This window comes from Microbacterium sp. Marseille-Q6648 (assembly GCF_943181415.1).
Classification (GTDB): domain Bacteria; phylum Actinomycetota; class Actinomycetes; order Actinomycetales; family Microbacteriaceae; genus Microbacterium.
Genome location: NZ_CALPBZ010000001.1, coordinates 303475 through 319901, shown reverse-complemented (window position 1 = coordinate 319901; position 16427 = coordinate 303475). Strand labels below are relative to the sequence as shown.

Genomic DNA, 16427 nt, shown 5'->3' with positions numbered 1-16427 from the left:
CCAGCACTCCCGCGGCGCTAGCGTGAGAGCATGCCCTCGCCCTCCGCGCGTCTCCTGGTCGTCCTCGATGCCGATTCGACACTGATCCGCAACGAGGTCATCGAGCTCATCGCTGACGAGGCCGGCCGCGGCGAAGAGGTCGCCGCAGCGACCGAGGCCGCGATGCGCGGTGAGGTCGATTTCGCCGCCAGCCTCCGGGCGAGGGTCTCGGTGCTCGCAGGCGTGCCGGTCTCACGCTTCGAACGCGTCATCTCGCGCATCGAGCCCACCCCGGGCGTGGCCGAGCTCATCGACGCGGTCCACCGGCGCGACGGGATCGTCGGGGTGGTGTCGGGCGGCTTCCACGAGATCCTCGATGAGATCGCCCCCGCCCTCGGCGTCGACGTGTGGCGCGCGAATCGCCTCGACGTGCGCGAGGGGATGCTGGCCGGCACCGTCGACGGTGCGATCGTCGACGCGGCGGTCAAGGCCGCGACGCTGCGCGAATGGGCCCACTTCTACGACGTTCCCCTCTCGCGCACGTTCGCCATCGGGGACGGTGCGAACGACCTCCAGATGATGGCCGTCGCCGGGCTGGGCGTCGCCTTCAACGCCAAGCCGGCGGTGCGCGAGCGCGCTGACGTCGTCATCGGCCCCGTCGATCTCGCACAGGTCATCCCGCTCCTGCCCTGAGCCGGGTCCTGCGCATCCGCGTCCGGGTCAGTGCCCCATCCCGAGGCCGCCGTCGACCGGGATGACGGCGCCCGAGATGTAGGCCGCGTCATCCGAGGCCAGCCATGCCACCACACCGGCGACCTCGTCGGGAGTGGCGAAGCGCCCCGCCGGGATGTTCCGCTTGTACTCCGCCTGGGTGTCCTCCGGGAGCGCCGCGGTCATGTCCGTCTCGATGAACCCCGGCGCCACGACGTTCGCGGTGATCCCCCGCCCCCCGAGTTCTCGGGTGAGCGAGCGGGCGAAGCCGACGAGCCCGCTCTTCGAGGCGGCGTAATTGACCTGGCCGGCCGACCCGTAGAGCCCCACGACGCTGGAGATCAGGATGACTCGTCCCCACCGCGCCCGCAGCATCCCCTTGCTGGCGCGCTTGACCACCCGGAAGGCGCCGCCGAGGTTTGTGGAGACGACGCTGTCGAAGTCCTCCTCGGTCATCCGCATCAGCAGGGTGTCCTTGGTGATGCCGGCATTGGCGACGACCACCTCCACCGGACCGAGCGCCTCTTCCACCTCGCGGAAGGCGGCGTCGACGGCAGCGGTGTCGGTCACATCCGCGCGCACCGTGAGCGTGCCGGCAGGCCCCTCGCCGGAGCGCGCGGTCACCGCGACGCGATGGCCCTCGGCCACGAAACGCTCGGCGATGGCGCGGCCGATGCCGCGATTTCCGCCGGTGATCAGGACGACGCGTGGGCTCGACATGGCGATGATGCTCCCCGGGTAGGTGATGGACCGCGCACCAGCCTATCGGCGCGCCGTTTGACACCCGGGCTCGCGCGCTGGAACGCTGAGGGTGCCACCTCGAGAAAGGCCCCACGCGTGAGCGAGAACACCCCCGGCGGGCAGCCCGCCGATCCGCCGTCCCCGTCCGCCGGCGGAGCCTATCCGCCGCCGGCATCCCCCTCCGCTCCGCAGCCACCTGCCTATGGGGCGCCCACTCCCCCGCCGTACGGCAGTGCCCCCGCCTACGGTTCTCCGCCCGCGTACGGTGCGGGGTCCTATGGCGCGGCACCGGCGTACGGCGGTTACGGGACGGCCCCGAAGACCAACACCCTCGCGATCGTCTCGCTGATCGCCTCGATCGTCGGACTCGTGCTCGTCCCGTTCATCGGATCGGTCGTCGGGGTCATCACCGGCCACATGTCGCTGTCGCAGATCAAGCAGAACGGCGAGGGCGGTAGGGGGATGGCGCTCGCGGGCACCATCGTCGGCTGGGTGGGCGTCGGGTTCAGCGTGCTCGCTCTCATCATCCTGTTCGCGGTCCTGCCGGCGTTCCTGGCCACGGTCAGCAGCACCTCCTTCAGCTGACGGATCCGTGCCTCCGGAACGGCGACCGCACCCCCGCGGCGGCGTACCCTGGAAGCACCGTGAAGAGTTCGAATCGGGCCCAGTCGGCCACGTCTCTGCCGCGTGCACCACGCGACGAGGCGTCCGCGCGCTCGCGGCGCTATCTCGTGATGATGGGCATCCGTGTCCTCTGCTTCGTGCTCATGGTGGTGATCACCCCGTACGGCTGGTACACCTGGGTGCTGGGTGCCGCCGCCGTTCTGCTTCCCTACTTCGCCGTCGTCACGGCGAACGTGGGCGAGGACGTGCGTTCGCCGGATCCCGAGAGCCCGGAGCGCGCGCTCCCGGCAGCTCCGCCGGCTCGTGTCGAGCCGCCGTCCTCGGCCCCTCGCATCATCCGCCTGGGCGAGACGAGCGAGAACCCGCCAGCGGACGATCGCGGATGATCGTGGACGACGCCGTGCCCGTGTGCTCGCGGGCCGGATGCCGCGCCCCGGCGTCGTGGCGCATCGACTGGCGCAACCCCCGCATCCACGCCCCCGACCGTGTGAAGAGCTGGACGGCGTGCGAGGAGCACCGTGCCTTCCTCAGCGAGTACCTCTCCGCCCGGAACTTCCCCGTCGCCTCCGTGCCTCTGGACCCCGACGCGGAGTCCGCGACATGAGCCGGCGCGGGGTCAGCATGCAGAACCTCCCGACGGCCGGTCGGTGGGCGATCTACCTCTCTCTCGCGGCGGTGTTCGCGATCGCGTGCGCGTTCCTGGCGAACTGGCAGTTCGCCAGGAACGATGAGCGGTCGGCGCAGCTGGCGCTCGTCGACACGAACTACGATGTCGCCCCGGTGCCCCTCGCCGAGCTGATCCCCGCCGGCGGGCGACTCGACCCCGCCGATCAGTGGCGGCAGGTCGAACTCACCGGCAGCTACCTGTCCGGGGAACAGCTGCTGGTGCGCAACCGGCCGCACGGCGGGACGTCCGCGTTCGAGGTGCTGGTCCCGTTCCGACTCGACGACGGACGCGTGCTGCTCATCGACCGAGGATGGGTGCTGCCCGGGGAGCAGAGCCCCCTGCCCGATGACGTCCCCCCCGCGCCGGAGGGGACGGTCACGGTCGTCGCCCGGCTCCAGCCGGGCGAACCGCTCCCCCGTTCCGGACGATCGGCGCCCGACGGGCAGGTGCCGACAATCCACCTTCCGTCGGTGGCCGAGCAGATCGGCGACGCCGGAGTGGACCTCGAGACGAGCGCCTACGGGCTGATGGCCGACGAGGATCCCGCGCCCGCGACGCGTCCCCAGGCGATCGCGTCGCCGTCGGAGGACCCGGGCCCCCACTTGTCGTACGCGATCCAGTGGATCCTCTTCGCCGTCATGGGCTTCGTCTTCATCGGCTATGTCATCCGCACCGAGCGTCAGCATCGACGCGAGGACGCGGAGGACGCGGAGGACGACGGCACACCCGGCTCGGCGCCGGCGCCGCGCGCGCGGCGCCGCGACCGCGACGCGGATGACGAGGACGCCCTCATCGACGCCTCCGCGCGCTGAAAGCGCGTCAGGCGAGCGTGACGAGGTCGGCGTAGTCGCGACCCCAGATGTCCTCGACGCCGTCAGGAAGGATGAGGACGCGCTCAGGATTGAGCGCCTCCACCGCACCCTCGTCGTGCGAGACGAGGATCACCGCGCCCTCGTAGTGCGCGAGCGCGCCGAGGATCTCTTCGCGTGAGGCCGGGTCGAGGTTGTTCGTGGGCTCGTCCAGGAGCAGGACGTTGGCGCTCGAAACCACGAGGGTCGCCAGCGACAGCCTCGTCTTCTCGCCGCCCGACAGCACGCCCGCGGGCTTGAGCACGTCGTCGCCGGTGAACAGGAACGACCCGAGCACCTTCCGCGCCTCGGTCGCGGTGATGTCGGGGGCGGCCGACATCATGTTCTCGAGAACGGAGCGCGACACGTCGAGATTCTCGTGCTCCTGCGCGTAGTACCCGATCTTGAGCCCGTGACCGGGTTCGACCTGGCCCGTGTCGGGCGCGTCGACGCCGGCCAGGATGCGCAGCATCGTCGTCTTGCCCGCTCCGTTCAGACCGAGGATGACCACCTTCGAGCCCCGGTCGATCGCGAGGTCGACGTCGGTGAAGATCTCGAGCGAGCCATAAGACTTCGACAGATTGGATGCCGTGATGGGCGTCTTCCCGCACGGAGCCGGCTTGGGGAAGCGGAGCTTGGCCACGCGCTCGTCCTGACGGACGTCGTCCAGTCCCGAGAGCATCTTCTCGGCCCGAGCCACCATCTGGTGGGCTGCCGCGGCCTTGGAGGCCTTCGCGCCGAACCGGGCGGCCTGCTGCTGCAGTGCGGTCGCCTTCTTCTCGACGTTCGCCCGCTCCTTCTTGCGACGCTCCTCGTCGGCCACGCGCTGCCGGAGGTAGTTCTTCCAGTTCATGTTGTAGATGTCGATGACCTGGCGGTTCGCGTCGAGGTAGAACACCCGGTTCACGGTCTCGCCCACGAGTTCGACGTCGTGGCTGATGACGATGAGACCGCCCTTGTATCCCTTGAGGAACTCGCGCAGCCACACCACGCTGTCGGCGTCGAGGTGGTTGGTGGGCTCGTCGAGGATCATCGTGTCGGCGTCGGAGAACAGGATGCGCGCGAGCTCGATGCGGCGCCGCTGCCCACCCGAGAGCGTGCGGAGGGGCTGGTCCAGGATCCGGTCCGGCAGCGAGAGGTTGTGCGCGATGGACGCGGCCTCCGCCTCGGCGGCGTAGCCGCCGAGCGCCTCGAAGCGCTCGGTCAGATTGCCGTACTTCTTCATCGCGCGGGCCGCCGTGGCGGCATCCGCATCGGCCATCGCCTGCGATGCCTCGCTCATCCCGAGCGCGATCGTGCCGAGCCCGCGCGCGTCGAGGATGCGCGTCCGTGCCAGCATCTCGGGGTCACCCGCTCGCGGGTCCTGCGGCAGGTAGCCGAGCTCGCCGCTGCGGTCCACCCGTCCGTCCGCCGGCAGCAGATCTCCGGCGAGCACCTTGGTCAGGGTGGTCTTGCCGGCGCCGTTGCGCCCGACCAGACCGATCTTGTCGCCGCCGCTGACGCGGAAGGACACCTCGGACATGAGCACGCGGGCTCCCACGCGGATCTCGAGGTCGTGCACGGAGAGCACAGCGATTGTCCGTTTCGTTCGGTGAAGGGGTACAAGAGGCGGTCGATGACCAGCCCCCTAGTATAAGTCGCGATGCCCCGGGCGCCGTCCCGGGAACCCCCACGCCGAAGGAGCACCCATGACCCTGGCCGCCGCACCCTCCCGACGTCGGGTCCTCGCCGACGTCATCGCCCGCCCATCCTCCCGAGCGCTCGCACTCGCCGTCGATGCCGGGCTCGTCGTCGCCGGCGCCGCCCTCGTCGCCGTGCTGGCGCAGGCGTCGATCCCGCTGTGGCCGGTTCCGATCACCGGTCAGACCCTGGCCGTCATCGTCGTCGGGGCCGCTCTGGGAGCACGCCGCGGCGCTGCCGCGCTCGTCACCTACATGGCCGCGGGCCTGGCGGGTCTTCCCGTCTTCGCAGACTTCACCGGTTCGATCGCCGCCGTCGGCAAGCCCAGCTTCGGATTCATCATCGGGTTCATCGTGGCCGCCTTCGTCGCGGGCTGGTTCGCCGAGCGGGCGTGGGATCGCAAGCCGTGGCTGGCCTTCGTCGGGTTCATCGCCGCCAGCGCAGTGCCCTTCGTCTTCGGCATCCCGTACATGGCGATCATCCTCAACGCCGTGATGGGGCTCGAGCTGTCGTTCTGGCAGCTGCTCGAGGCGGGCCTGTTCCCCTTCATCCTCGGCGGTGTGGTGAAGGCCGCGATCGCGGCGCTCGTCATCCCCGGCGCGTGGGCGGCCGTCCGGGCGGCGGACGCGCGCAAGGGCTGACCGGACCACTTTCCCCGACGGCGCCGGATGCAGATCACGCATCCGGCGCCGTCGGCGTTCTCGGGGACATCCGCCGTCATGGACATCGGCGAATTCGCACGCACGCGGCCTCTTGGGTAATGTAAGGCTTACCTTACTCACCCGGAGGAATCGTGCCCCGTACCCGCCTCGCCATCGCGCTGACCGCGACTGCGACCGCATCCCTTGTCCTCGCCGGCTGCTCCAGCGACACCGGCACCGCGCCCGCCGCGTCGACCGCCCCCGAAGCGTCCGCGTCGTTCCCCGTCACGATCGAGCACGCCTACGGCGAGACGACGATCGACGCTCAGCCCGAGCGGGTCGCCACCGTCGCGTGGGCGAATCACGAGGTCCCGCTCGCGCTCGGCATCGTGCCGGTCGGCATGAGCAAGGCGACGTGGGGCGACGACGACGGCGACGGCGTCCTGCCGTGGGTCGAGGACCAGCTCGAGGAGCTGGATGCGGAGACTCCGGTGCTGTTCGACGAGACCGACGGCATCGACTTCGAAGCCGTCGCCGATACGCAACCCGACGTCATCCTCGCGGCGTACTCGGGACTGACGCAGGAGGAATACGACACGCTGTCGAAGATCGCCCCGGTCGTGGCGTACCCGGATGTCGCCTGGGGCACCTCGTACGAGGACACCATCCGGCTGAACTCCCAGGCGCTCGGTCTGGCCGCAGAAGGCGACCAGCTCATCGATGACCTGCACGCCACGGTCGAGGACTCCCTCGCCGAGTACCCGGAGCTGGCCGACTCGAAGCTGCTCTTCTCGTACATCGACCCCGCCGACCTGAGCCAGATCGGCTTCTACACGAGCCTCGACACCCGCCCCGGGTTTCTGACCGCTCTCGGACTGCCTCTCCCCGCCGTCGTCGAAGAGGAGTCGGCCGACACCGACCTCTTCTACGTCACCGTCAGCGCCGAGCAGGCGGACCGATTCGAGGACGTCGACGTGTTCGTCACCTACGGCGACCCCGAAGGCGACATGGTCGAGAGCCTGCAGGCCGATCCGCTCCTGTCGCAGATCCCGGCCATCGCCGAGGGCCGCATCGCCGTGCTCGAGAACTCGACGCCCCTCGCGGCGTCCGCGAACCCGTCACCGCTGTCGATCGGCTGGGGCGTCGACGAGTACTTCGCCCTGCTCGCCGACGCGCTCGACCAGGAAGGGTGAGCACCCAGGCGCTCCGCACGCCGCTGCCGGACACCGCCGCGCTGCGGCGTCCGGCAGCGGTGAGACTGGCGATCCTCGTCGCCGCCCTGGGCATCCTCGGGATGCTGTGCGTCGCCTCGGTCGCCTTCGGCGTCAGGGACGTCTCGATCGCCGACGTCGCCGCCGGACTGGCCGGCGCCACCGACGGGGTCGCGCAGGCCGCGGTCGTGGCCCGACTGCCCCGCACCGCGCTGGCGGTCCTGGTCGGGGCGGCGCTCGCCCTCGCCGGCGCCACGATGCAGGCCGTCACCCGCAATCCGCTGGCCGATCCGGGCATCCTCGGGGTCTCGGGCGGAGCCGCGCTCGCGGTCGTCACCGGTCTGGCGTTCTTCGGCATCACCGGCCCCTACCCGACCATGGGCCTCGCGATCGTCGGCGCCGCCCTCGCCGCCGTCTTCGTCTACGCGGTGGGGTCGCTCGGCAGAGGCGGTGCGACGCCGCTCAAGCTCGCGCTGGCCGGTGCCGCCACATCGGCGGCGTTCGCATCCCTGGTGAGCGCGATCCTCCTCCCCCGCGTCGACATCCTCGAGAGCTTCCGGTTCTGGCAGATCGGCGGTGTCGGTGGAGCGACATGGGACCGCATCGCCGCCGTCGCGCCGGTCCTCCTGCTCGGCACGCTCATCTGCCTCGCGGCGGCGCGGGGAATGAACTCCCTGGCGCTCGGCGACGAGCTGGCCGCCGGACTCGGCGAGCGGGTCTCGCGCACCCGCCTCATCGCCTCGGCCGGTGCCGTCATCCTCGTCGGGGCCGCCACCGCGGTGGCGGGTCCGATCGCCTTCGTCGGGCTCGTGATCCCGCATCTGTGCCGGATGCTGGTGGGGAGCGATCATCGCTGGCTGCTGCCGTTCGCCGCGGTCGCGGGGAGCGCTCTGCTGGTCGCCGGTGACGTGCTCGGGCGGGTGGTGGCGCGTCCGGAGGAGATCCCGGTGGGGATCATCACCGCTTTCGTCGGCGCGCCGGTGTTCATCTGGATCGTCCGGCGCCAGCGGGTGAGGGAACTGTGACGTCCGCGGCGCTCCTCCCCGCATCCGTCGCCACGGTGGTGGCCGGACGCCGCCGGCGTGCGCGACGACGCGCTGTCGTCACCGCGGCGCTCGGAGCCGGCATCCTCGTGCTCTTCGCGGTCTCGCTGATGGTCGGCAACACCGTCTACTCGCCGGACGAGGTCCTGCGCGTCATGGCGGGCCAGACGGTCCCCGGCGCGTCTTTCACGGTCGGCGAACTGCGTCTTCCCCGAGCCGTGCTCGGCGTCCTCGCGGGCTTCTCCTTCGGCGTCGCGGGCGTCACCTTCCAGACGCTGCTGCGAAACCCCCTCGCCTCCCCCGACATCATCGGCGTCAGTTCGGGCGCGGGCGCCGCCGCCGTCGTGGGAATCGTCGTCCTGGGCCTCAACCAGACCGGTGTGTCGCTCCTCGCGCTGGGCGGCGCCGTCGTGACGGCCCTGGCCGTCTACCTGCTCTCGCACCGCGGCGGATTCGCCGGCACCCGCCTCATCCTCATCGGCATCGGGGTCGCGGCGATGCTCGACAGCACCGTGACCTACGTTCTGTCGCAGGCCCCGGCGTGGGATCTGCAGGCGGCGATGCGCTGGCTGACCGGCAGCCTCAACAGCGCCTCCTGGTCGGTCATCGCCCCCGTGGCCATCGCGTGCGCGGTCCTGGGCCCCGTTCTGCTCCTGCAGGGCCGACCCCTCGGGCTGCTCCGGCTGGGGGACGACTCCGCGTCGAGTCTGGGGGTCTCGGTGCAGCGCACCCGCATCCTTCTCATCCTCGCCGCCGTGGCCCTTCTGGCGGTGGCCACCGCGGCCGCGGGACCCATCGCTTTCGTGGCGTTCATGTCGGGGCCGATCGCGGCGCGTCTGGTCGGACCCGGAACCCCACTCCTGCTTCCATCGGCGATGGTCGGCATCCTGCTCGTGCTCGCTGCGGACCTCGTCGGCCAGTTCGCGTTCGACAACCGCTACCCCGTCGGGGTGATCACCGGCGTCCTCGGGGCGCCGTACCTCATCTTCCTTCTCATCAGGATCAACCGCTCCGGAGGCTCCCTGTGACCTTGTCCCACCAGCTGTCCGCCCGGTCGCTGTCGCTGTCGTACGGCGACCGCACGATCGTGGACGATCTGGATCTCGACGTCCCCGCCGGTCGCATCACCGCGATCATCGGCGCGAACGGCTGCGGCAAGTCGACGGTCCTGAAGGCGCTCGCCCGGCTGCTCTCACCCCACGCGGGGCAGGTCGTGCTCGACGGCCGCGAGCTGCACTCCCTGCCCTCGAAGGAAGTGGCACGCACGCTCGGCCTGCTACCGCAGAGCCCGTCCGCGCCCGAGGGGATCGCCGTGGCGGACCTCGTGGGGCGGGGGCGTCATCCCCACCAGAGGCTGCTCGCCCGCTGGAGCGCGCGCGACTACGAGGTGGTGGCGGAATCCCTCGCCGCCACCGAGACCACCGAACTGGCCGACCGTGCGGTCGACGAACTGTCGGGCGGGCAGCGCCAGCGGGTCTGGATCGCGATGGCGCTCGCCCAGGAGACCGACATCCTGCTGCTGGACGAGCCCACGACCTTCCTCGACGTCGCGCACCAGGTCGACGTGCTCGACCTCCTGACCGACCTCAATCGCGACCGGGGCACCACCGTCGTGATGGTGCTGCACGACATGAACATGGCCGCCCGCTACGCGGACCACATCGTGGCCGTCCGAGCCGGCAGGGTCGTCGCCGCGGGCGCGCCGGCCGACGTCATGACCGCCGACCTCATCCGCGACGTGTTCGACATCGACGCCCTCGTCGTCGACGACCCGGTGTCGGGTACGCCGATCGTGCTGCCGCGCGGTCGCCACCACGTCCTCTCCTCGGCAGCCGCATCCGCGGGCGCCGGGCCGACCCTCCCCGGAGCCAGCGCATGACCATCGCCACCACCGTCAGCACCCTTCGCTTCTTCCGCGTCCGTGTGAAGGCCGTCACGGACCTGACGCCGAGCTTCCGGCGCTTCACCTTCACGGGTGACGACCTGGACCTCTACGGCGACACCGGGTTGGATCAGCGGATCAAGGTGGTCTTCCCCACCGACACCGCGGGGCTGGACGACATGCCCACCGGCGAGGACTGGTACACGCAGTGGCGCGAGATGGCGCCGCACGCGCGTCCGCCCTTCCGCACGTACACGACCAGGCGCGTCCGAAACGACGTCGGCGAGGTGGACGTCGACATGGTGGCGCACGAGGTCTCCGGTCCGGCATCCGCGTGGATCGCGCGCGCCGCCGTCGGCGACGAGGTGATGATCCTCGCGCCCACCGTCCACCACACCGGCGTCAGCTACGGGATCGACTTCGTCCCGCCCGCCCGCACCGAGAACATCCTGCTCGCCGGAGACGAGACCGCCGCTCCCGCGATCGCCACCATCCTCGAGCAGCTGCCGCCCGAGGCGCGTGGCATCGTGGTGCTCGAGGTGCCGTGCTCCGAGGATGCCGCTTATCTTCCGCAGCATCCGGGGTTCGAGCTGCGCATCGCCGCGCGCGGCGAGGCCGCGCGGCACAGCCATCTCGTGCGCGAAGTGGAGGCCGCTGTCGCCACGCTGGCTCCGGCGGGCCGTGGCGGCGACGTCGAAGAGGTGGACATCGACAGCGGCATCCTGTGGGAGGTGCCGCGGACCGCCAAGGGGGGCGCCGCCCTCAAGAGCGCCCCGCTGTACTCCTGGCTCGCCGGCGAGGCGGGCGCGATCAAGGCGCTGCGCCGACACCTGGTGACCGAGCAGGGTGTCGACCGCCGCGCCGTCGCCTTCATGGGCTACTGGCGGCTCGGACGCGCCGAGAACTGACGGCGGGCCCGCGGATGCCGGGGCTCAGGATGCGGCGAGGGCACCGATCCGGGCGATGGCCTCACGCAGCACGTCGGGGTCGCACCCGAAGTTGACGCGGACGTGGCCGCGCCCCTCGTCGCCGAAGTGCGGGCCGAAATGCAGCGCGACCTTCGCGTCCCGCAGGATGCGCACCGCCGGGTTGTCGCCCCAGCCGAGTGCGCTCAGGTCCACCCAGGCGAGGAATCCCGCATCGGGGATGCGGTAGCGAGCCGACGGAACGTGGGTGTCGAGGAGTTCCGCCAGCAGGCGCCGATTCTCGTCGAGGCGGACGAGCAGGGAGTCCAGCCATGCGTCGCTCTCGGGCGCGAACGCCGCGACCCCCGCGAGGGCGCCGAACAGCCCGGTCCGCCATTCGATCTCGTCGGGAAGGCCGTCGATGACGCCTCTCGTGCCGGGGTCGGCGGTCACCATCAGCGCGCACTTGAGACCCGCGAGGTTGAACGCCTTGCTCGCACTCGTGACGGTGTACCCGACGCGCGCCGCGGTCGCCGATGCCGCAAGGAAGGGCGTGAACGCCGCGTCCGGCTGCACGAGCGGCGCGTGGATCTCGTCGCTCACGACGACGGCGCCGTGCGTCGCCGCGATTTCCGCGAGGGCTGCGAGAGCCTCGCGGGAGTGCGCGGTCCCGGTCGGGTTGTGGGGGTTGCAGAGCAGCACGGCACGCGCCCCACGGGCGAGCGCCGCCTCGATGCCGGGCAGGTCGAGTTCCCACCCGGTCGCGGTCTGCACCAGCGGCACGCGGTCCACGACCGCTCCGGCTTCGGGGACGCAGTCGTAGAAGGGCGGATACACCGGCGGGGTGACGATGACCCGGTCGCCCGGCGTCGTCACCGCGCGGAGGATCTCGACGACCCCCATCATGACGTCGCACGTGGTGCGGATGTTCCGGGGGTCCACCTCCCACCCGAATCGGCGTCGTGCGAACGCCGCATAGGCGTCGCGGATGCCGGGGTCCGGCGGCGTGTAGCCGGTGTCGCCCAGCTCCACAGCCCGGGCCAGCGCGGTGGTGATCGCCGGCGCGAGGGCGAAGTCCGTCTCCGCGACGAAGAGCGGCAGGACGTCGGCGGGATACTTCCGCCACTTCGTGCTCGAGCGCTGTCGCAGCTGTTCGATGGGCAGGGCGGGGAGAGGAGTGACGCTCACCCGTCGAGCCTAGCCAGCGTGCGAGCCGATCGCCCGGCCGACGTCAGATGGCGAAACCGAGCGCGCGCATCATGTCGCGGCCGTCGTCGGTGATGCGCTCGGGGCCCCACGGCGGCATCCACACCCAGTTGATGCGGAAACGGTCGACGACCTCGTCCAGCGCCTGAGCAGTCTGCTCCTCGAGCACGTCCGTCAGCGGGCAGCCCGCCGAGGTCAGCGTCATGTGGATGATGAGCGCGTCGTTCTCGTCGTCCCACGCGAGGTCGTAGATGAGGCCCAGGTCGACGACGTTGATCCCCAGTTCGGGATCCATGACGTCTTTCAGGGCCTCGGTGACCTCGTCGTACTTCTCAGGAGTGAGCGTGGCGGTCATGGCAGCGATTCTATTCGCCCGCGTCGACGGCGGCTTCGCCTGCGGGGGCGAGGTAGCGGTCGTAGCCCTCGTCCTCGAGGCGGTCGGCCAGTTCGGGGCCGCCCTCCTCGACGATCCGGCCGCCGATCATCACGTGGACGAAGTCGGGACGGATGTAGCGGAGGATCCGTGTGTAGTGGGTGATGAGGAGCACGCCGAGGTCGGTCTCGGACTTGGCGCGGTTGACGCCCTCCGAGACGATCTTGAGCGCATCGACGTCCAGACCCGAGTCGGTCTCGTCGAGCACGGCGAGCTTGGGGCGCAGGAGCTCCAGCTGGAGGATCTCGTGGCGCTTCTTCTCGCCGCCGGAGAATCCCTCGTTGACGTTGCGCTGCGCGAACTTCGCGTCCATGCGCAGGTTCTTCATGGACGCCTTGACGTCCTTCGTCCACGTGCGGATGGACGGCGCTTCGCCGTCGATCGCGGTCTTGGCCGTGCGCAGGAAGTTCGTGACGGTGACGCCGGGGATCTCCACCGGGTACTGCATCGCGAGGAACAGTCCGGCCCGGGCCCGCTCGTCGACGGACATGGCGAGGACGTCCTCACCGTCGAAGGTGATCGAGCCGCTCGTCACGGTGTACTTCGGGTGTCCGGCGATCGTGTACGCGAGCGTGGACTTCCCGGAGCCGTTGGGGCCCATGATGGCGTGGGTCTGCCCGGTTTCGATGGTCAGGGTGACGCCGTTGAGGATGGGCGTGGTACCGGCATCCGTCTCGACCGTCACGTGGAGGTCGCGGATCTCGAGGACTGACATTCAGAGTTCCTTCTTCAGGTTCGGGTCGATCAGCACGTCGTCGCCGTCGATGGTCACTTCGAAGACCGGGACGGGTTCGTACGCGGGAAGGTTGAGGGGCTTGCCGGTGCGCAGCGAGAACGCCGACCCGTGGGCCCAGCATTCGAGCGTGTCACCGTCGACGAAGCCCTCGGCGAGCGAGATGTCGCCGTGGGTGCAGGTGTCGCCGATGGCGTGCACTTCGCCGTTCGAGTCGAGGACGACCGCGATGGCCACTCCGTCGATCTCGACGCGCAGCGCGCTGTCTTGTTCAAGATCGCTCAGAGCGCAGGCGCGCTGTGCGGTCATCGGGCCACCTCCTGGGCGAGTTCGGTCTCGATCGCGGCGAAGAGCTCGGCCTCGAGATCGGGGATGCCGATCTTCTGCACGATCTCGGACAGGAACCCCAGCACGACGAGGCGCCGCGCCTCGTCCTCGGGGATGCCCCGAGCCTGGAGGTAGAACAGCTGCTCGTCGTCGAAGCGGCCCGTGGCGCTGGCGTGGCCCGCCCCGCGGATGTCGCCGGTCTCGATCTCGAGGTTCGGGATGGAGTCGGCGCGCGCGCCGTCCGTCAGGACGAGATTGCGGTTCGCCTCGTAGGAGTCGGTGCCGACGGCATCCGGTCCGATGAGGACGTCGCCGACCCAGACGCTGCGGGCGCCGAGGCCCTGCAGTGCGCCCTTGTACAGCACGTCGCCAGAGGTCTCGGCGCCCTTGTGGTGCAGGTACACCTGGCTCTCGAAGTGCTGCCCGGCGTCGGCGTAGCTGAGGCCGAAGAGCTCTCCCCGCGAACCGGTGCCGGCCAGCTCGACCGACGGGTTGACGCGGACGACGCCGCCGCCGAAGGTGATGACGAAGTGGCGCAGCGTCGCGTCGCGCCCGACGCGGGCCTGATGGGACGACGCGTGAACGGCGTCGTCCTCCCACTGCTGGACGCTGACGACCTCGAGGTGGGCACCGTCTCCGACGATGATCTCGACATCCTGCGCGTAGCGCGCTGAGCCCGAGTGGCGCAGCAGCACGATGCCGCGCGCCTGGGGCTCGGCTTCGATCACGATGTGCGCGTTGGCGCGTCGATCCGCGCCGCTGCCCACCATGTCGACGTGGACGGGATCGGACAGTTCGACCCCCGCGGGGATCCGCACGTGCAGCGCCCGCTCGGAGCGGTTCCACGCGATCGCGGCGACACGGTCCTCCGGCTCGAACACCGAACCGCGGGGGGACTCCCCCGCGCCGAGCGCGCCGATCTGGACCTGGTCGGCCGCGGTCACCGTGTACGCCACGGCCGGATCGTCCTCGCGATCGTCGGTGGCCTCGTCCGCGAAGAGCGGGGCCACCCGCGCGATCGGCGTGTGCTTCCAATCCACCTCGCGCCCCGTGGGGACGACGAAGTCCTCGGGAGCGTACGAGCGAGGTCGCTCCGAGCGCGTCTGCACCGGAACGAACGCTCCTGCTCCGTCGGAATGCGGCCTTGAGCCCGGCACCGTCGCGGGTGCCTGCGTCGTGGTCGTCATCTAGCCGACCGATCCTTCCATGCCCATCTCGATGAGCTTGTTGAGTTCCATGGCGTATTCCATCGGCAGCTCGCGCGCGATCGGCTCGATGAAGCCGCGGACGATCATGGCCATCGCCTCGTCCTCGGGGAGGCCGCGCGACTGCAGGTAGAACAGCTGCTCCTCGCTGACCTTCGACACCGTCGCCTCGTGACCGAGCTGCACGTCGTCGACGCGGATGTCGATGGCAGGGTACGTGTCCGAACGCGAGATGGTGTCGACCAGCAGCGCATCGCACCGGACGGTGTTCGCCGAGTGGTGCGCGTTGGCGTCGACACGGACCTCGCCGCGGTAGCCCGCGCGGCCGCCGCCGCGCGCGATCGACTTCGACACGATCGACGACTGCGTGTACGGGGCCATGTGGATCATCTTGGCGCCGGCGTCCTGGTGCTGGCCGGGGCCGGCGAAGGCCACCGAGAGCGTCTCGCCCTTGGCGTGCTCGCCCATCAGGAAGATCGACGGGTACTTCATCGTCACCTTCGAGCCGATGTTGCCGTCGACCCATTCCATGGTCGCGCCTTCGTGGGCGACCGCTCGCTTGGTGACGAGGTTGTAGACGTTGTTCGACCAGTTCTGGATCGTCGTGTAGCGCACGCGGGCGTTCTTCTTCACGATGATCTCGACCACCGCGGAGTGCAGCGAGTCGCTCTTGTAGATCGGCGCGGTGCAGCCCTCGATGTAGTGGACGTACGAGTCCTCGTCCGCGATGATCAGCGTCCGCTCGAACTGGCCCATGTTCTCGGTGTTGATGCGGAAGTAGGCCTGGAGCGGAATGTCGACGTGGACACCCGGGGGGACGTAGACGAAGGATCCGCCCGACCACACCGCCGTGTTGAGTGCGGCGAACTTGTTGTCGCCGGAGGGGATCACGGTGCCGAAGTACTCCTGGAAGAACTCCGGGTGCTCGCGCAGCGCCGTGTCGGTGTCCATGAAGATGACACCCTGCGCTTCGAGGTCCTCGCGGATCTGGTGGTACACGACCTCCGACTCGTACTGCGCGGCGACGCCGGCGACGAGACGGGAGCGCTCGGCCTCGGGGATGCCGAGGCGCTCGTAGGTGTTCTTGATGTCTTCGGGCAGGTCCTCCCAGGTCTGGGCCTGCTTCTCGGTGGACCGCACGAAGTACTTGATGTTCTCGAAGTCGATGGCGCTGAGGTCTGCACCCCACGTCGGCATCGGCTTGCGATCGAACAGCTGCAGCGCCTTCAGGCGGGTCTTCAGCATCCACTCGGGCTCGGACTTGAGCGCGGAGATGTCGCGGACGACAGCCTCGCTGAGGCCTCGTCGGGCGCTGGCCCCGGCCGCGTCGGCGTCGTGCCAGCCGAACTCGTAGACACCCAGGCCCTCGAGCTCGGGGCGATCGATCAGCACATCGGACATTGTCGATTTCTCCATCCGGGCCCCAACGGTGTCATCCGCCCCGGCATTCCTCGTCTCCCGATGGAGTTACCGGAAGGGGATGCCGCTTGGTGGGCCCTCTCGTTCGGCGCTGACCTTCGCGCCTAGACTGTCAGTGGTGCGGAGCTCGTGAGGCGCCCGCAGCCGACCCCCTGATTCTACAGGCTCCGCC

The 16427-nt window shown here is 70.1% G+C and carries 19 protein-coding genes; 11 read left to right on the top strand and 8 right to left on the bottom strand.

The features are described 5' to 3' along the window. Nucleotides 1-30 precede the first annotated feature (30 nt). Entirely contained in the window at nucleotides 31-672 is a 642-nt protein-coding gene (serB, locus tag NFR93_RS01510) for a phosphoserine phosphatase SerB (protein WP_251449569.1), read from the top strand. Nucleotides 673-699: 27 nt separating this feature from the next. Here the strand turns inward: serB and fabG are convergent, their stop codons facing one another. Continuing rightward, nucleotides 700-1410: a beta-ketoacyl-ACP reductase gene (gene fabG / locus NFR93_RS01505; RefSeq protein WP_251449568.1), complete on the bottom strand. Its 711-nt coding sequence runs from the start codon at nucleotides 1408-1410 to the stop codon at nucleotides 700-702. 117 nt (nucleotides 1411-1527) lie between these two features. Here fabG and NFR93_RS01500 point away from each other — a divergent pair, with 117 nt between their 5' ends. The 4 genes from NFR93_RS01500 to NFR93_RS01485 are packed head-to-tail and all read left to right on the top strand — an operon-like array spanning nucleotide 1528 to nucleotide 3534. Beyond that, nucleotides 1528-2016, top strand: a complete 489-nt coding sequence (locus NFR93_RS01500; RefSeq protein WP_251449567.1) for a DUF4190 domain-containing protein — start codon at nucleotides 1528-1530, stop codon at nucleotides 2014-2016. A 59-nt stretch (nucleotides 2017-2075) separates the two neighbouring features. Next, a complete protein-coding gene (locus NFR93_RS01495) occupies nucleotides 2076-2441 on the top strand; it encodes a DUF3099 domain-containing protein (RefSeq protein WP_251449566.1) in 366 nt (121 codons plus the stop codon). Beyond that, nucleotides 2438-2659, top strand: a complete 222-nt coding sequence (locus tag NFR93_RS01490) for a hypothetical protein (protein ID WP_251449565.1) — start codon at nucleotides 2438-2440, stop codon at nucleotides 2657-2659. The genes NFR93_RS01495 and NFR93_RS01490 overlap by 4 nt, the downstream gene beginning before the upstream one ends. Next, complete coding sequence (locus tag NFR93_RS01485) at nucleotides 2656-3534, top strand: SURF1 family cytochrome oxidase biogenesis protein (protein WP_251449564.1); 879 nt, start codon at nucleotides 2656-2658, stop codon at nucleotides 3532-3534. Before NFR93_RS01490 ends, NFR93_RS01485 begins: the two co-directional genes overlap by 4 nt. A 7-nt stretch (nucleotides 3535-3541) precedes the next feature. Here the strand turns inward: NFR93_RS01485 and NFR93_RS01480 are convergent, their stop codons facing one another. Next, complete coding sequence (locus NFR93_RS01480; protein ID WP_251449563.1) at nucleotides 3542-5140, bottom strand: ABC-F family ATP-binding cassette domain-containing protein; 1599 nt, start codon at nucleotides 5138-5140, stop codon at nucleotides 3542-3544. 118 nt (nucleotides 5141-5258) lie between these two features. Between NFR93_RS01480 and NFR93_RS01475 the strand changes: the two genes are divergently transcribed. From NFR93_RS01475 to NFR93_RS01450, 6 genes are all read left to right on the top strand, one after another. Then, nucleotides 5259-5891: a biotin transporter BioY gene (locus NFR93_RS01475; RefSeq protein WP_251449562.1), complete on the top strand. Its 633-nt coding sequence runs from the start codon at nucleotides 5259-5261 to the stop codon at nucleotides 5889-5891. 152 nt (nucleotides 5892-6043) lie between these two features. Then, the gene (locus NFR93_RS01470; RefSeq protein WP_251449561.1) at nucleotides 6044-7084 is read left to right on the top strand and encodes an iron-siderophore ABC transporter substrate-binding protein; all 1041 of its coding nucleotides are present in this window, start codon (nucleotides 6044-6046) and stop codon (nucleotides 7082-7084) included. Further along, nucleotides 7081-8127 carry a FecCD family ABC transporter permease gene (locus NFR93_RS01465; RefSeq protein ID WP_251449560.1) on the top strand — a complete coding sequence of 349 codons (1047 nt, stop codon included), beginning with the start codon at nucleotides 7081-7083 and terminating at the stop codon, nucleotides 8125-8127. Before NFR93_RS01470 ends, NFR93_RS01465 begins: the two co-directional genes overlap by 4 nt. Further along, a complete protein-coding gene (locus tag NFR93_RS01460; protein WP_251449559.1) occupies nucleotides 8124-9173 on the top strand; it encodes a FecCD family ABC transporter permease in 1050 nt (349 codons plus the stop codon). The genes NFR93_RS01465 and NFR93_RS01460 overlap by 4 nt, the downstream gene beginning before the upstream one ends. Beyond that, entirely contained in the window at nucleotides 9170-10024 is an 855-nt protein-coding gene (locus tag NFR93_RS01455) for an ABC transporter ATP-binding protein (RefSeq protein WP_251449558.1), read from the top strand. The genes NFR93_RS01460 and NFR93_RS01455 overlap by 4 nt, the downstream gene beginning before the upstream one ends. Further along, nucleotides 10021-10935 (top strand): siderophore-interacting protein, encoded by a 915-nt coding sequence (locus NFR93_RS01450; RefSeq protein ID WP_251449557.1) that lies wholly within the window; start codon nucleotides 10021-10023, stop codon nucleotides 10933-10935. Before NFR93_RS01455 ends, NFR93_RS01450 begins: the two co-directional genes overlap by 4 nt. Before the next feature lie 24 nt (nucleotides 10936-10959). On the opposite strand, the gene NFR93_RS01445 is transcribed toward NFR93_RS01450, so the two are convergent. The 6 genes from NFR93_RS01445 to sufB are packed head-to-tail and all read right to left on the bottom strand — an operon-like array spanning nucleotide 10960 to nucleotide 16237. After that, on the bottom strand, nucleotides 10960-12120 hold the full coding sequence (locus tag NFR93_RS01445) for a MalY/PatB family protein (RefSeq protein ID WP_251449556.1): 1161 nt from the start codon (nucleotides 12118-12120) through the stop codon (nucleotides 10960-10962). A gap of 43 nt (nucleotides 12121-12163) precedes the next feature. Then, nucleotides 12164-12493 (bottom strand): metal-sulfur cluster assembly factor, encoded by a 330-nt coding sequence (locus tag NFR93_RS01440; protein ID WP_251449555.1) that lies wholly within the window; start codon nucleotides 12491-12493, stop codon nucleotides 12164-12166. 10 nt (nucleotides 12494-12503) lie between these two features. Continuing rightward, the gene (gene sufC / locus NFR93_RS01435) at nucleotides 12504-13286 is read right to left on the bottom strand and encodes a Fe-S cluster assembly ATPase SufC (RefSeq protein ID WP_251449554.1); all 783 of its coding nucleotides are present in this window, start codon (nucleotides 13284-13286) and stop codon (nucleotides 12504-12506) included. Next, the gene (locus NFR93_RS01430; protein WP_251449553.1) at nucleotides 13287-13613 is read right to left on the bottom strand and encodes a non-heme iron oxygenase ferredoxin subunit; all 327 of its coding nucleotides are present in this window, start codon (nucleotides 13611-13613) and stop codon (nucleotides 13287-13289) included. It abuts the gene before it with no gap. Continuing rightward, complete coding sequence (sufD, locus tag NFR93_RS01425; protein ID WP_251449552.1) at nucleotides 13610-14818, bottom strand: Fe-S cluster assembly protein SufD; 1209 nt, start codon at nucleotides 14816-14818, stop codon at nucleotides 13610-13612. Before sufD ends, NFR93_RS01430 begins: the two co-directional genes overlap by 4 nt. Further along, on the bottom strand, nucleotides 14819-16237 hold the full coding sequence (gene sufB, locus NFR93_RS01420; protein WP_251449551.1) for a Fe-S cluster assembly protein SufB: 1419 nt from the start codon (nucleotides 16235-16237) through the stop codon (nucleotides 14819-14821). It abuts the gene before it with no gap. Nucleotides 16238-16427 lie beyond the last annotated feature (190 nt).